We start from the raw sequence: 13,604 nt of genomic DNA, 5'->3' as shown, positions 1-13,604 counted from the left end.
CGTTCAGACGGAGGCGGCCTCGTCGCGCAGCCCGTCGCCGGCCAGCACCTCGTGATCGGGCCGGGTGTCCGCCCGCGCGGACACCGCGCCGATCCCGGCGTACGTGACGGCCAGCGCGACCAGCAGGTTGGCGACCAGCGCGACGATCCCCGCGTTCACACCCCACACGGGGTCGTGCCCGCCGAAGACAAGCCCGCAGACCAGACCCACCCCGACGACCAGCCCGCTCAGCCCCGCGGCGAGCGTGAGCCGCCGCCACACCAGACCCAGCAGCACCATCGGCAGGAGCTGCGCCATCCCCTCGTAGCTGATGAGCGACAGCCGTACGAGCGTGTTGGGCGCGGCGTACGTCAGCACCAGCGCCAGCCCGCCGGCGACCACCACGACGGCCTGCGCCGCGGTCTTCTGCCGTGCCTCGCCGCGCAGCCGGGGCACGAGCGTCAGCACGCTGCGTCCCCACATCGTGCCGATGACCAGCATGAACACCGCCATGGGAACGATCGAGGAAAGCGCCGCGGCCACCCCGACCACCCCCACGGCCCAGGCCGGCAGGGCGTCCACGACGAGTTTGAACAGCGCGAGGTTCGACTCGGAGCCGACGAGGCCGGGCACCACGAAGGTGGCCGCGAGCCCGAGCAGCATCGGTACGAACAGCAGCACGTTGTACGCGGGCAGGAACACGGCGTTCCGCCGCAGCGTGTCGGCACTGCGCGCGCCGAGATAGCCGGCGACGGTCGTCGGGAAGATCACCACGGTCACCGCGTTCATGAGCGACGTCGTGATGAACCAGGCCGTCCCCATCGAGCTGTGCCCATGGCCCGGCAGGGTCAGCCAGGCGGACCGCTCGTGCACGACCCGGTGCAGGAAGTGGCCGTACCCGTGGAAGTAGTGCAGCGGCACGTACGCGATGAGGAAGACGAGCGTCCCGATCACCAGGGCGTCCTTCAGGACCGACACCCAGGCGCTGCCACGCAGCCCGCTGACCACGACGAAGGCGGTGGTGACGGCGAAGCCGAGGAAGTACGCCCAGTCGAGACTGATGGTGCCGTACGAGATGGTCGACACGACCACGCCCATGCCGGTGATCTGCAGCTGGATGTACGGCAGCAGGAACACCGTCGCCAGCACCGCCGTCAGGGCGCCCACCCAGGGCTTGCCGTACCGGTGGGCGATCATGTCCGTGATCCCGACGAGACCGTGCCGGCGCGCGTACGACCAGAGCATCGGCCCCACCACATAGCCGACGGCGTAACCGCACGACATGTACGCGACGACGTACAGGACCGGCGCCCCGAAGTCGTAGCCCCAGCCCGCACCGCCGAGGTAGCTGAAGCTGGTGTAGCCCTCCCCCGCCATCAGGACCCAGATGAACACGGTCCCGAGACTCCGGCCGCCCACGGACCACTCGGTGATGCCGCCGCCCCCGCCGCCACGACCGCGCACCGCGAGCAGCCCGAGGGCGACGGTCAGCGCCATGAAGGCCCCGAACACGGACGTCGCGACGGTCGCGTTCACCGCTCCTCCCGCGCCCGCCGGGCGAGGAGCCGCCGGTCCCCGCGGTAGGCGGCCCAGATCGCGAACGGCGTGACGAGAACCGACGCCAGGAGCCAGAACGAGAGGAAGGGCAGGCCCGCGACAACGGGGTCGATCCGGTTCACCCAGGGCGGGGCGACCAGGAAGAGGACGAGGGGCACGAGAAGCCAGAGCAGGTGCGGCCGTTGTCGAAACACGCAAGGACCCTAAGCCACGCGGCGCCACGCGCCCCCGCCACGGTCCCCGCTCGCCCCGGCACAAGCCGGCACCACCTGTCCGTGGCACGGCACGCGCGGGACGTCCCGTTGCCTCTCCCTGAGCCGTCACCGGCTGTCCTGATCCCCCGCCGAGAGCGGTTCCCGCGCCTCCGCCGCGCGCCACCGAGGACCGTTCCGCGGCCTCCGTCGCGCAGCGCGGGGGCGATTCCCCGCCCCGCCGCGAGCCGTCCGTACGCGGGCGTACGGAGGCGCCCGAGGGCGCGCGCGGGGCCGACCGCCGGAGCGTACACAAAGGACCCCCACACCTCACCCCCTCCTCCCACGCCGGAGCCGGGCTGCCGCAGTACGGTGAGGCCATGCGCCCCGATATGCCTGCCGACCACACCACGGAAGCCGAGCGCCTGCTGCGCACCGCGGCCCGGTATCCGGAGGACCAAGAGCCCCTGCTTCTCCAGGCGGCGGCCCACCTCGAACTGGCCGGCGCCAGAGACCGGGCCTCCGGGCTCTACGACCAGCTCCTGTCCCCGGGAGGGGACCGCCCGAGCGCCGAGCACCCGCAGCTCGTGAAGGCGCTCAAGGCGGCCAACCTGTGGGAGTTCGGCCACGAAGCGGAAGCCCGCGCGATCATCGACGGCGTACGGCTGGCGGCGCCGATGGAGCCGGCGCCCTGGGAGATCGTCGCGGAGACCCTGGAACGGCACGACGAGCCGGAAGCCGCCCACGACGCGTTCACCGCCGCCCTGAACCTGCTGCTCACCCCCGGCGAGGAAGTCCCCTACGCGACCCACGCCCTCCTCATCGGCCGCCACCGCACCCGCCGCCTGCTGGGCCTGCCCCACGATGCCTGGGACACCCTCGCCGACCAGGTCAACCCGGCGTCCGTACCGCTCGACGAGCTCCACGACCCCAAGCGCCTGTGGGCCCTCGGCTCGGACAACCCCGACGAGCTCCAGGCGGAGATCAACCGGCTGCGCGCCGAACTCGGCTCGTTCCGCACCGCCCTGTCCCGCCCCTTCCCCGTCGCCGTCCTGCACTGGCCCGAGGGAGAACTCGCCGAACTGATCGCCGCATACCCGCCGCTCGCCGAGGAGTACCCCTCGCACGAGGCCCACCTGGCCCGCGTCGAGACCGCCCTGCGCGAACTCGCCGCGGCGGGCACCCCCAACCTGGGCATCGTCACCGGCACCGTCCCCTCCTACGAGGCCTTCGCCGCCTCCGAGGCCCAGCCCCCGACCACGACGTCGCTGCTCCCCCTGTACGCCACCACCCTGGCGGCCCGAGGCCGCGCCACCCCCTGGCCCCCGCCGCGGAACGCCACCTGCTGGTGCGGCTCGGGCGAGCCGTATCGGCAGTGCCACGGGGCGGGTTGACGGCTCCCCGCCGATCGGGGCGTCGCGGCCGGGCACTTGGGCCACCGCCGGCTCCGTCCACGGCGGAGCCGGCGGCGGACGAGGGTCACGGCGGCCGCGCGCCCATGTGCCGACGCGCGTCCGCACCGGTGGCGCCGTCGACCGGCGAGATCAGGAACCAAGGCAACGCGTGCCGCGGATGGCACCGTTCGGCACCACGGATGTCGAGTTCGCCCTCAACCTCGTGGCCTTCAAAGATGGAACACTGAAAGACCCGAATCGGAGTGCTGACGCGCCCTCAAGCTCTCATCGCACGTGTCATGTCAGTGCCGGCTGCTAGAAATGCGGAGGCGACGCTAGGCAGCACTGATGAGGGGGACGCAGGATGATCGATGCACGGGACGACGCTCCGGCCATAGGCCTGTACGAGCAACTGATCACTCTGCGGCTCCAGCAGCGCTTGGCGGACCTAGAAGGCTCTGAACTGCGCGCCATTGAGCGCACCGTAGGGGCTGAGTCGACGTCCCAGGTGTTGGCTCGTCACGTGGCGGCGACTGTACGCGACGTGCTCCACCGACTGCCCGAGGATGAGCGCGTCCACGCTGCCAACCACATCCTGGAGGCCGTGGGCACGCTGCCCGGCGCGCGGGAGTGGGTGGACTTGGTCGCCGACGGGCCCCGGCAACTGCTGGCCCTGGCGCAGCAACAAGCGCCGGGTGTCTTCCAGATCCGTCCGGCCACCCCGCTCTCGGATGCCGCGCTCCTCACCAACTCCCCCGAGGACCCCAGTCTCGGCTTCGAACTGCGTGCCGAGTTGGCAACGGCCAACCGAGTGGATCTCCTCTGCGCTTTCGTCAAATGGCACGGCATTCGCCTCCTTGAAGACTCGTTGCGGGCGGCCAAAGAGCGCGGTGTGCCCGTCCGGGTCATCACTACGACGTACATGGGCGCAACAGAACAACGGGCTCTGGATCGACTGGTGGAGGAGTTCGGCGCCGAGGTCAAGGTGAACTATGAGATTCGCTCGACCCGCCTGCATGCCAAGGCTTGGCTGTTCCGACGCGACTCAGGATACGACACCGCCTATGTGGGCAGTTCGAATCTCTCCCGTGCCGCTCTTCTGGACGGACTGGAGTGGAACGTCCGCCTCTCTTCGGTTGCAACCCCTGACGCACTGAAAAAATTCGAAGCGACCTTTGACTCCTACTGGAGCGAACCGGCATTCAAGTCCTACGATCCCAAGTCCGACACCGAACAGCTCAGGGAAGCTCTCGCCGAGGCGTCGTTCGGAGATTCTCGCGCCAGCAGCAGAAAAATCAGCCTCTCTGGCCTTGAAGTGCGACCTTATCCCTACCAACAGGAGATGCTTGAGCTGGTGGAGCTGGAGCGGACTGTCCACGACAGGCACCGCAACCTTCTCGTGGCTGCGACCGGTACGGGGAAGACCATCATAGCCGCACTCGACTACAAGGGCCTGCGTAAGAATTCCGGTAAGGACCTTCGCCTCCTCTTCGTCGCTCACCGAAAGGAGATTTTGTCACAGTCACAGAGAACATTCCAGGAAGTATTGAATGACGCCAACTTTGGCGAGCCCATGGTCAACGGGGATGTTCCACACGATTGGAATCACGTCTTCGCCAGTGTCCAGTCACTTACCCCGCGCAATTTGGACGATATCGACCCGAAGCGCTTCGATGTTGTCATCATCGATGAATTCCATCACGGCACAGCAGAGAGCTACCGCAGGATACTAAAGCACTTCGAACCCACCGAACTGCTCGCGCTCACAGCCACTCCCGAGCGCACCGACGGGTACAACATCCAGGACGAATTCTTTGGCGGCCGCATCGCCGCGGAAATGCGACTCTGGGAGGCCCTGGAAAAAGAGCTACTCACGCCCTTCCATTACTTTGGGATCACAGATACCACCGACCTTTCCGCCGTACAGTGGTCTCGCGGCGCATACGAAACGAGCTCCCTCAGCAATGTACTGACGGGAAACGATGCTCGCGCCCGCATCATCGTGAAGTCCGTTATCGAGAAGGTGGCCGAGCCAAATCGCATGCGCGCTCTCGGGTTCTGCGTCACCATTGCGCACGCCCACTTCATGGCGGATTATTTCCGCCGGGCCGGCTTCAACGCTGTCGCACTCTCCGGCGAGACGGATCCGGACCAGCGCAAGAAGGCACTGGAAGATCTCGCCTCCGGTGAGGTCCAGGTGATCTTCTCAGTAGACCTCTTCAACGAGGGCCTTGATGTCCCTAGCGTCGACACTCTACTCCTGCTGCGCCCCACTTCCAGCGCGACACTTTTTCTCCAGCAGTTGGGACGCGGACTCCGAAGATGTGACGGCAAAGCCGTCTTGACTGTCCTCGATTTCATCGGCCAGCACCGAAAAGAGTTCCGATTCGAAAACCAATTCAGAGCCCTGACGGACCTTTCAAGGAGGCGCCTCGTCTCCGCCATCGAGAGCGGCTTCCCCCAACTTCCCTCTGGTTGCGCCATCGTCCTGGAAACGAAGTCGAAAGAGAGGATCCTCAATAACATTCGTCAACAAATTGAGGCGAACATCAACCAACTAGCTGCTGAGGTCCGAGCCTCCAAGGAGGTCGACCTCGCCGAGTACCTGAGTGAGAGCGGTCGAGACGTCAGGGACATCTACCGCTCAGGACGCACATGGACGGCATTGCTCCGCAAATCGGGGTTCTCACCCCTCCGGAGCTCCCAGGCGAGCGCGAACTCCTCAAACGCGTGTCAGCCTTCCTCCACGTGGACGACCCTGCCCGATACGATGCCTACTCCCGACTACTCATGGACGACACGCCCAGGTACGGCGACCTGTCGGACCAGGACCAGGCGTTCGCGCGCATGATGTTCTTTAACTTCTGGCCGACAGGCGGCGGGTTCACTTCCTATGAAGAGGGCTTCAGCATGCTGAAGTCACAGACTAATCTTCAGAGTGAACTACGACAGGTCCTCACCCACGGGCAGCAGCATCTGGTCCACCTCACGCCGCCTCTAGATCCAGAGGGAGCTCACGCTTCACCACTCTGCATCCATGCCTCCTACAACCGGTCTGAAATCCTCTCCGCGATTGGCGCGGCGGCCATCGACGGCAACCTCCCGGGGAATTCCCGCGATGGAGTCTGCTGGTGCCCCGAGACCAACACTGATGCTCTACTGATCACTCTCGAAAAAGACGAAAAAGATTTCTCGCCACAGACGCAGTACAAGGATTACGCTGTCAACGCGCGTCAGTTTCACTGGGAGTCACAGGGCAGAACGTCGGAGTCCTCGTCCACCGGCCTCCGCTATCAGCATCATCAGGAGACGGGGAGCCAGGTGCTGTTGTTCGTTCGCCGTTTCAAGTACGCAGACGGCGCGCGCCCCCAGCCGTGGATGCTGCTCGGTCGCGCCGACTACCGCAGCCATGAGGGCAGCAGTCCGATGGGCATCATCTGGGACTTGCGTACACCGCTGCCCGCTGACCTCCACACCCACGCTGTCATCGCCGCCAGTTGACCTCAGAGACTGGCCGACCTTCGTTCACAGGCTGGCGAAGCAGACTGCAGGAGCAGGAGCCTCACCTTGGGTGGGGCCTCGCTGTTACGCGCGAGGTCTCGGAGTAGCTGATGTGCTGCCTGTTCAGGCTCCACGCCGGCCCCGGAGCGGGCGGGCATCATGGTTTGACGAGAGAAAGCCTCTTCGTCAGGGATTCGAAGACAGGAGAGTCGTCGAAGGGCTGAATGTCTCCGAGTTTCTCCCAGCCCCATGCGTAGTACGCAGTGCGGGCCGGGATGTTCTTGGGGTCCACCAGGATTGTCGCGAGGGCCTCGCCACGCCCCTCAAGGAGAGTGTCGTGGAGTCGACGAGCTATGCCTCGGCGTCGCCACTCGGGTCGCACCATCAGCTCAGAGATGGCGAAGACCTCCTCCGCCCGGGTCCACTCCAACACGTCGGCGGGAACCTCGTCCCGGAAGCCCTCCCACCAAGTCCCCGATGGAGCAATGGCGAAGCCGAAGATGTATCCGGCCAGCGCGTCTCCGTCATGAGCCGAGACCAGCTCGAACCGTTGCCTGCCGACGTACATCCCCAGGCGGTCCAGGAACCCTGCCCGGGAACGGAATGCTCCGTCCAGTTTCTCGGCGTACGCCTTCTCGTACAGGTCCGCCAAGGCATCTCGCTGCCTGTCAGCTTCGTTTCCGTCCAGGCGCACGAGCGTCAGGTCCGCCATGTCTCTCCTCACATCAAGCTGCCAGGGGTTCGGACTCCGCGAGGAAGTCCCTCACGTTGGGGTCATCGTGGTAGGTCCTGAGGCTCTTACGGAAGGCCCCGAGGCGTGCTGTCGTACGAGTGGAGGACACCTCGGCGATCAGCGGCAGCGACTCGCGAGCGACTGCGCACGCTTGCGAGACGTCGCCCCGCTGCATGTGCACCTCGGCGAGGATCACGCAATACCACGCACGATTCCGCCCGTATCGGCGATCTATCGTCTCCAACGCCTTCTCCGTAAGCCTCTGGGCCACGTCATGCTCCCCGAGGTCGGCGTGACACGTCGCGGCCAGGCCGTCCAGCTCTGACCTCGAATAGAAGTCGATCCATCGCGGGTCCGCATCGGAGCAACCATGGTCAAAGGACCCGTAGGCACGGGTGAGAGCCGAACGCGTCTCCCTGGAGTCCCCGAGCAGGGACCAGCCGCATGCCTCTCTCAGGGCGAGCAGGGACATCAACCGGGGCGGTACGTGGCGGGCACTGAGCCGCTGCCCCATGCGGGCGAGCTCGACGGCGTCCCTGGGCATGCCGTTACGGGCCGCCGCCATGGACATCTGCGCGTAAGCGTGGACTTCCACCTCTTGATCGTCGGCCATCCGGGCCTGGTAGAGCGACTGGTTGTAGTACCCCCAGGCATCCTGCGGCCGGTCGGCGTCGTAGCTGAGCCACCCGGTGAGGACCGCCAAATCACCGTAGGCGGAACGCAGGTGCTTGCCGGTGCCCTCGGTATATCTGGCCGTGTTGATAAGTCTGTTCAGGGCTCCGAGCGCCCGGCGCGAGTCCACACTCAGGTTGTCGCCACCCATACGTTCGTCGAGCTGCTTGAGCTGAGAAACCGTGCGGCGGACGATCCGGACCTCAGCTGACCCGATTTTGCGCGGTGTTCCGCGTTCGGGGTCGAGCCCTAGGACGGTAAGACCAGAAAGGAAATTGCGGCGGTCCACGGCCGACTCCTGATCATCGAGCTTGTCCAGTGTCACGGTGGTACACGGACGAACTGGGGTGTGAGCGGGAGAGAACCCGAGACTAGCCATACTCTCGCCGGTGACCTCCGTGAGGATGCGACGGTAGATCGGGCGCGGCAGAGCAACCTCGCCGTCCTCCCAGGTTGCGATAACGCGGGCCGTGCAACCGGTGTTCTCACCCATGCGTATGCCCTGCTGATTGATGAGGGCGGCGAACTCGGGCCGACTCATCTGGAACCGCTCTTCACGGACAGCCCGGATCTTCGGGTTCGGTCTTTTCTCCCCCGTCATGCCTTCTCCCGCCTCTGCAGTCAGCGTGCCTCGACCGTAATGCCTGGCTCCCCTTCGACGGCTCGGATACACAGAAATTTTCGGTCGCAGAGGCCTAGTTGCATCGGAGTTGCATCACCACGCCATCGCTTCTGGCACGGCCTCCCGGGTTGCCTTGATGGCAGGAGAAAACCTTCCACGATGAGGTTCTGATGACCGCGACCACCGAAACTCGCCCCACCGGGTGCCCCGGATACAGCGAGACACTTCCGTGCGCTCCCGAAAGCGCCCGTATCGCACGCAACTTGGTACACACGGCCCTGACCGTCTGGGGGCACGAAGATCTGGCACAGGACGGCACAAGCATCGTCTCCGAATTGGTGGCCAACGCCGCCCAGCACACGAGAAGCCGCCTCATCGAGGTGAGCATCACCCACCCCGCCCCGGCGTACGTACGAATCGCCGTCGCAGACAGAGACCGCGGCGGCCTCCCCCTCAAGTGCGCGACAGGCGAAGGGGACGAGAGTGGTAGGGGCCTGGCCTTGGTCGATGCTCTTGCGGAGCGCTGGGGAACGGACATCCTCCCTCGGGGCAAGCGCGTCTGGGGCGAGCTGAAATGCGAGGCGGCTTCATGACTCGAAACGGCAAGCGCAAGAACCTCGGCTCGGGCCCACACGTGTGGATCGGTGACACTGTCTACGACGAGGTGGCCAACAAGAAAGCCATCGTGACCGACTTCAGCAGGGGAACATTCGTTCTCCGGCCCCTGTATGGAACGGGCACCTGGCCTGCCGTAGACCCGGAAAAGCTGGTCTTGGTCAAGCAGCACTCTTGTCGCGACGCTTGAGCTGGTACGAGGAGGGCTAGCGTCCCCCTGACCAGATGAGGCCCAGCCTGACGCACCGTGGAGTGTTGCGCTCGTTTCCATGGGCAGGAAGGCCCGGGTGACCGCGCGTGGGCGGAAGATGCGGAGGGCAGGCGATGGCTGATCGGAGCCATGGGAGTTCCCGGGCGCCACTCGCACGGCTGACCGTCGTGCGGCACGGCCAGAGCACCGCCAACGTGCTCTGGGCGCGGGCTCTCGAGACCGGTGATCCGGAGCTGGTCGGGGAGGGGACCGACGCTCAGGTCCGGCTGTCGCGGATCGGGGTCGAGCAGGCGCGGGCGCTTGGGCGGTGGCTCGCCGGCCTTCGGGGAGATGAGAGGCCCGGGCTCGTCGTGTGCTCTACGTACGCCAGGGCGGCCGAGACGTGGGACGTGATGGCCGACTCGGCGCGAGAGGTCGGATGCACCTCGCTGCCGGGCGCGGTCGTTGACGAGCGGCTGCGGGATCGCGAGATGGGTGTGCTGGAGCTGTTGCCGCCGCCCGCGGTGCGGACGCGGGCTCCTGAGGAGGCGGCACGGCGCGCGCGGCTCGGCGAGTGGTTCTACCGGCCGCCGGGCGGGGAGTCGCTCGCCGATGTGGCCCTGCGTGTCCGGGACTTCCTGACGGAAGTGCGCGCGGCGGGCACCGCTGAGCACGTGCTGCTGGTCGCGCATGACTCGGTGGTGATCGCGGCCCGGCACGTTCTGGCGGGCATCGGCGATCCCGTACCCGGTGATGTTCCCGTGCCCAACGCGTCCGTCTCCTCGTGGGAGCGGGATCCCGGTGGCGGGACTTGGCTGCGGCTCGTCGAGTTCGGGAGCGTGCGTCACCTCGGGGAAGGCTGAGCAGCCGGTCGGTGCGTGTCCAGGAAGCGCTCGATCAGGGCGTGCAGGGCTTCGGGCCGGTCCAGGTGGACGTCGTGCCCGGCGTCCGCGACGGTTTCCGTCCACGTGCCCGGCCGCCGGTCGCGCATCTCCTCGGCGTCAGCTTCCGTCAGCTGCCCCGTGTCGCCCCTGACCACCAGTACCGGGCACTCCAGCCGGTCCCACTCGGGCCAGTAGGAACGGGGTTCGGCCGCGCCGTCGGCGGCGCAGGCGAGCATGACGTCCCGGTCGAAGCGCGGGCGCAGGCCGTCCGGCCCCTCCTGAAGGCCGTGTGCCCATCCCAGGCCGGAGCGCCCGCCACCGAAGAACGCGGCCGCCGCCTCCCGCGAGGTGAACGGTATGGGCCACGAGTCCAGCCACGCTCCGATGCGAGGCGGGAGATCCGGGTCCAGGGCCTTGGGGCTCGCCTCCACCAGCACCAGGGCGCGCAACAGGTCCGGCCGTGCCGCCGCGGCGAGCAGAGCGCTGACGCCGCCGATGGACTGACCCACGAGGACCGGCCGCTCCAAGCCGATCTGCGCGATGACGATCTGTTCGATGACAGCGACCGCGTCGCGTGCGTGTGCGGCCCGTGACAGATCGCCGTCAGGCGGCCGCCGGTCGCTGGAGCCATGCCCCCGGGCGTCGTAGGCGACAACCTCGTGTGCAGTGAGCAGGAGCCGGGCCAACGGGCCCCATTCGCCCGCGTATCCGGCCAGGCCGTGCAGGAGGAGTACGGGTTCGCGTGGGCTCCCCGCGGCCCCGGGCCGGGGCTCGTACGGGTACGTCGTCACGGCGAGGCGCGTGCCATCGGCAATGACCGTGGCGTTGCGCACGGTCGGCTCGCAAGCGGAGGGCCCGGGCGTCGTCATGCGCCGCACCCTAGAGGGAACGGCGTACCCGCAGCGTCGAGTTTTTCGCGCGTGCCCGGCGGCGCACCCTCAGGGCTGGCGGGGATCGGTCGTGTTGAGGGAGTGAGAAGGATTGCTGGGCGGCGGCGAAGCGGCGTCACGTGGACGGCGGCGCATCGAGGACGGCAGAAGTCGCGAAGATCGAGCTCGCCGAGGACCCGGCTCAGCAAGCAGAGACGATCAGGTCAGAACTGGGCCGACTCCTGGAGTTGACGCGCGTGCGATCGAGTTTCGTCGTTCATCGGGAAGAAGCACTCGATGCGCAACTCCTGCAGCGTGACGTCCTGCGGCGTCCCGAGCGTCGTCACGGTGGAGAAGAAGTCGAACCGCCGGTCACCGTGCACGTACCGGATCGGCACGATCGGCAACACCGGTGTGGCCGCGTCGAGCGACCGCAGCGAGGCCGGCACCCCGGGGTAGTCCAGCACCTCCTTGAGGATCCGCTGGGCGCGCTCGTCGGTGACACCTCCGATCGCCTCCCTGCGCGCACGCCTGACCAGCGCCTCGGCAACCTCCGGCCAGTTCCTTACGTGCCGGCGGACGCCGTCGGGGTGGAACATCCTGCGCAGCACGTTCGCCGGTCCGGGAGCTGTCTTCGCCTGCCCCTCCTGGAGGAAGGCGAAGAAGCGGCGAGCGGCGGCGTTGGTGTGCCGGATATCCCAACTCCTGTCCATCACCAGAGCGGGGAAGGGTTCCTGCTGCGTCAGAATGGTGTCGAGTGCGTCGCGGACGGCGGCGAGTGACGGCGCGTCCAGCTCGGACTCCGGGTATTCGGGCGCGAACCCGGCCTTGAGCAGAAGCGTGTTGCGATCGCGTAGGGGTACGTCGAGCGCCTCGGCGAGCTTCAGGACCATGGCCCGGCTGGGGTTCGCGCGACCGGTCTCAAGGAAACACAGATGGCGGATCGAGACCGCGGCCTCGGCAGCCAGAGCCAGCTGGCTCAACCGCCGGGCGCCCCTCCAGTGTTTCAGTAGTGGACCGACCTCAGACACCATTCGAGTATCCCTTTGTCCACGCGTGCGGCTGCACCGCTGCCTCCAGCGGTGGCCGTACGACGTTCACGGTGTAGTTCGTCATCGCGGAGATCGCCACCCCGGTGATCACCTCGAACAGCTGCTCCTCGGTGAAACCGCCCGCCGCGAAGGCCGCCACGTCCGCCTCGTCGAGCCGGCCCCGCTTGTCGATGAAGGCGCGGGTGAGCGCGGACAGCGCCGCCATCCGCGGGTCGGCGGGCAGGTCTCCGCGGCGCAGTGCCTCGATCACGGCCGGTTCGACCCCGTCCGCGAGGGCTTCGAGCGTGTGGAACGCGACCGCCCATTCGCTGCCGTTGGCTACTGCGTTGGACAGCAGGAGGACCTGTCGTTCTTCCGGGCCGAACGTGCCGCCGGCCCGGAAGTGCCCGAACGCGGAGAAGAAGGTGCTCAGCAGCGCCGGCGAGTTCGCCATGAGCCCGGCCGCGGCGGGAACGAATCCGAATGCCGCTTGCAGGACTGTCAGCGGCTCCTTCGCGGTTTCGGGCGCGGTGTCTGCGGAGTGGATCTGGTAGCTGTTCATGCCTCGGAGTCTGCGGCGGTCACCGCGTCGAACCAATTCCCTCGGAGGTAAACGGGCGCGGCAGCGCTCGCGGGCTCGTCAGCGGAGGACCCGGGCCTTTGTCATGCGCCGCGCCCTGCGCGCAGGGGCGTTCCCGACGTGGTGAATTTCTCGCCGGGGACCTCGCCGGGCCGGCGGGTGCGCTGGTTAGGCTCGGGAGTGCTCGGGGCATCCCGGGTGATCAGAGTGTCGAGTGATCAGAGTGTGCGAACCGGTTGCCGGCCGGCGGTGGCGCTTCGGCGGCGCGTCGGCGGCGGATCAGCGAGGACGGCAGAAGTGGCGAAGTTGGCAGCGTTGGCGAGGATTCCCGGGTCGGCACCGGCGGCGACCGCGGCCGCCGGCGGGCTGGTCGGCGGGTTCGCCGTCGCCCGGTGGACCAAGAAGCGGCAGCTGGGCGGGGCCGCACTGCTGGCCGCGGGCACCGTGGCCGCCTGGCAGTGGCAGCGGGCCGCCGGTACGAAGGCGACGGTGGGCCTGAGCGCGGCGTACGTGGCCGCGTTCGCGGGTTCGCACCCACTGGCGAAGAAGATAGGCGCCTGGCCTGCGGTCTTCTCCGTCGCGGGCGGCGTGGCCGCCGCGTCGTACGCCGTCACCCGGCGCTGAGCGCACACCAGGCGGGTCGCGGGTGTCCCCGGCGGCGCCCGAGACGTCGCGCTGTGCCGTTGCGACCGCACATCCGGCCACCGTCACGTTTCGTGTGACGGGCGGCCGGGCCGCGCGTGCCAGGCGTTCCGTTCCCCGTCGTGTGGACCGCGCCCGCTGCGG

Annotated in this window: 11 protein-coding genes and 1 pseudogene; 5 read left to right on the top strand and 7 right to left on the bottom strand. The window is 67.5% G+C overall.

Going from position 1 to position 13,604, the window contains the following annotated elements:
- Positions 1-3: 3 nt before the first annotated feature.
- Both OG310_RS22720 and OG310_RS22715 read right to left on the bottom strand, forming a co-directional pair.
- Positions 4-1,515, bottom strand: a complete 1,512-nt coding sequence (locus OG310_RS22720; RefSeq protein WP_329457712.1) for a sodium:solute symporter family protein — start codon at positions 1,513-1,515, stop codon at positions 4-6.
- The gene (locus OG310_RS22715) at positions 1,512-1,730 is read right to left on the bottom strand and encodes a DUF3311 domain-containing protein (protein ID WP_329457711.1); all 219 of its coding nucleotides are present in this window, start codon (positions 1,728-1,730) and stop codon (positions 1,512-1,514) included. The genes OG310_RS22720 and OG310_RS22715 overlap by 4 nt, the downstream gene beginning before the upstream one ends.
- 377 nt (positions 1,731-2,107) lie before the next feature.
- On the opposite strand from OG310_RS22715, the gene OG310_RS22710 reads away from it, so the two are divergent.
- Complete coding sequence (locus OG310_RS22710) at positions 2,108-3,121, top strand: SEC-C metal-binding domain-containing protein (RefSeq protein WP_329457710.1); 1,014 nt, start codon at positions 2,108-2,110, stop codon at positions 3,119-3,121.
- A gap of 364 nt (positions 3,122-3,485) precedes the next feature.
- A pseudogene (locus OG310_RS22705) lies at positions 3,486-6,622 on the top strand (DUF3427 domain-containing protein).
- Between the two features lie 157 nt (positions 6,623-6,779).
- On the opposite strand, the gene OG310_RS22700 reads toward OG310_RS22705, so the two are convergent.
- The gene (locus OG310_RS22700; RefSeq protein ID WP_329457709.1) at positions 6,780-7,334 is read right to left on the bottom strand and encodes a GNAT family N-acetyltransferase; all 555 of its coding nucleotides are present in this window, start codon (positions 7,332-7,334) and stop codon (positions 6,780-6,782) included.
- A gap of 13 nt (positions 7,335-7,347) precedes the next feature.
- Positions 7,348-8,628 (bottom strand): hypothetical protein, encoded by a 1,281-nt coding sequence (locus tag OG310_RS22695; protein WP_329457708.1) that lies wholly within the window; start codon positions 8,626-8,628, stop codon positions 7,348-7,350.
- Between the two features lie 191 nt (positions 8,629-8,819).
- Between OG310_RS22695 and OG310_RS22690 the strand changes: the two genes are divergently transcribed.
- Positions 8,820-9,242, top strand: coding sequence for an ATP-binding protein (locus OG310_RS22690; RefSeq protein WP_329457707.1), 423 nt, complete (start codon positions 8,820-8,822; stop codon positions 9,240-9,242).
- A gap of 346 nt (positions 9,243-9,588) precedes the next feature.
- Complete coding sequence (locus OG310_RS22685) at positions 9,589-10,317, top strand: histidine phosphatase family protein (RefSeq protein ID WP_329457706.1); 729 nt, start codon at positions 9,589-9,591, stop codon at positions 10,315-10,317.
- Here OG310_RS22685 and OG310_RS22680 read toward each other — a convergent pair.
- The 3 genes from OG310_RS22680 to OG310_RS22670 all read right to left on the bottom strand — a co-directional run bounded on the left by OG310_RS22680 (position 10,299) and on the right by OG310_RS22670 (position 12,800).
- Entirely contained in the window at positions 10,299-11,207 is a 909-nt protein-coding gene (locus OG310_RS22680; RefSeq protein WP_329457705.1) for an alpha/beta fold hydrolase, read from the bottom strand. The genes OG310_RS22685 and OG310_RS22680 overlap by 19 nt on opposite strands.
- A 224-nt stretch (positions 11,208-11,431) precedes the next feature.
- Positions 11,432-12,241 (bottom strand): helix-turn-helix transcriptional regulator, encoded by an 810-nt coding sequence (locus tag OG310_RS22675; RefSeq protein ID WP_329457704.1) that lies wholly within the window; start codon positions 12,239-12,241, stop codon positions 11,432-11,434.
- The gene (locus OG310_RS22670; RefSeq protein ID WP_329457703.1) at positions 12,231-12,800 is read right to left on the bottom strand and encodes a carboxymuconolactone decarboxylase family protein; all 570 of its coding nucleotides are present in this window, start codon (positions 12,798-12,800) and stop codon (positions 12,231-12,233) included. The genes OG310_RS22675 and OG310_RS22670 overlap by 11 nt, the downstream gene beginning before the upstream one ends.
- A gap of 324 nt (positions 12,801-13,124) precedes the next feature.
- On the opposite strand from OG310_RS22670, the gene OG310_RS22665 reads away from it, so the two are divergent.
- Positions 13,125-13,442 carry a hypothetical protein gene (locus OG310_RS22665; protein ID WP_329460318.1) on the top strand — a complete coding sequence of 106 codons (318 nt, stop codon included), beginning with the start codon at positions 13,125-13,127 and terminating at the stop codon, positions 13,440-13,442.
- Positions 13,443-13,604: the final 162 nt, after the last annotated feature.

The sequence above is a fragment of the Streptomyces sp. NBC_01497 genome (assembly GCF_036250695.1).
Classification (GTDB): Bacteria; Actinomycetota; Actinomycetes; order Streptomycetales; family Streptomycetaceae; genus Streptomyces.
The sequence above is the reverse complement of the archived record's forward strand: the minus strand, read 5'-3'. Positions and strand labels throughout refer to the sequence as shown.

Excerpts from the sequence above, each read along its gene's own strand:
- OG310_RS22695 (WP_329457708.1), bottom strand. The coding sequence starts at position 8,628 with ATGACGGGGGAGAAAAGACCGAACCCGAAGATCCGGGCTGTCCGTGAA.
- OG310_RS22680 (WP_329457705.1), bottom strand. The coding sequence starts at position 11,207 with ATGACGACGCCCGGGCCCTCCGCTTGCGAGCCGACCGTGCGCAACGCC.
- OG310_RS22685 (WP_329457706.1), top strand. The coding sequence starts at position 9,589 with ATGGCTGATCGGAGCCATGGGAGTTCCCGGGCGCCACTCGCACGGCTG.
- OG310_RS22700 (WP_329457709.1), bottom strand. The coding sequence starts at position 7,334 with ATGGCGGACCTGACGCTCGTGCGCCTGGACGGAAACGAAGCTGACAGG.
- OG310_RS22675 (WP_329457704.1), bottom strand. The coding sequence starts at position 12,241 with ATGGTGTCTGAGGTCGGTCCACTACTGAAACACTGGAGGGGCGCCCGG.
- OG310_RS22690 (WP_329457707.1), top strand. The coding sequence starts at position 8,820 with ATGACCGCGACCACCGAAACTCGCCCCACCGGGTGCCCCGGATACAGC.
- OG310_RS22710 (WP_329457710.1), top strand. The coding sequence starts at position 2,108 with ATGCGCCCCGATATGCCTGCCGACCACACCACGGAAGCCGAGCGCCTG.
- OG310_RS22670 (WP_329457703.1), bottom strand. The coding sequence starts at position 12,800 with ATGAACAGCTACCAGATCCACTCCGCAGACACCGCGCCCGAAACCGCG.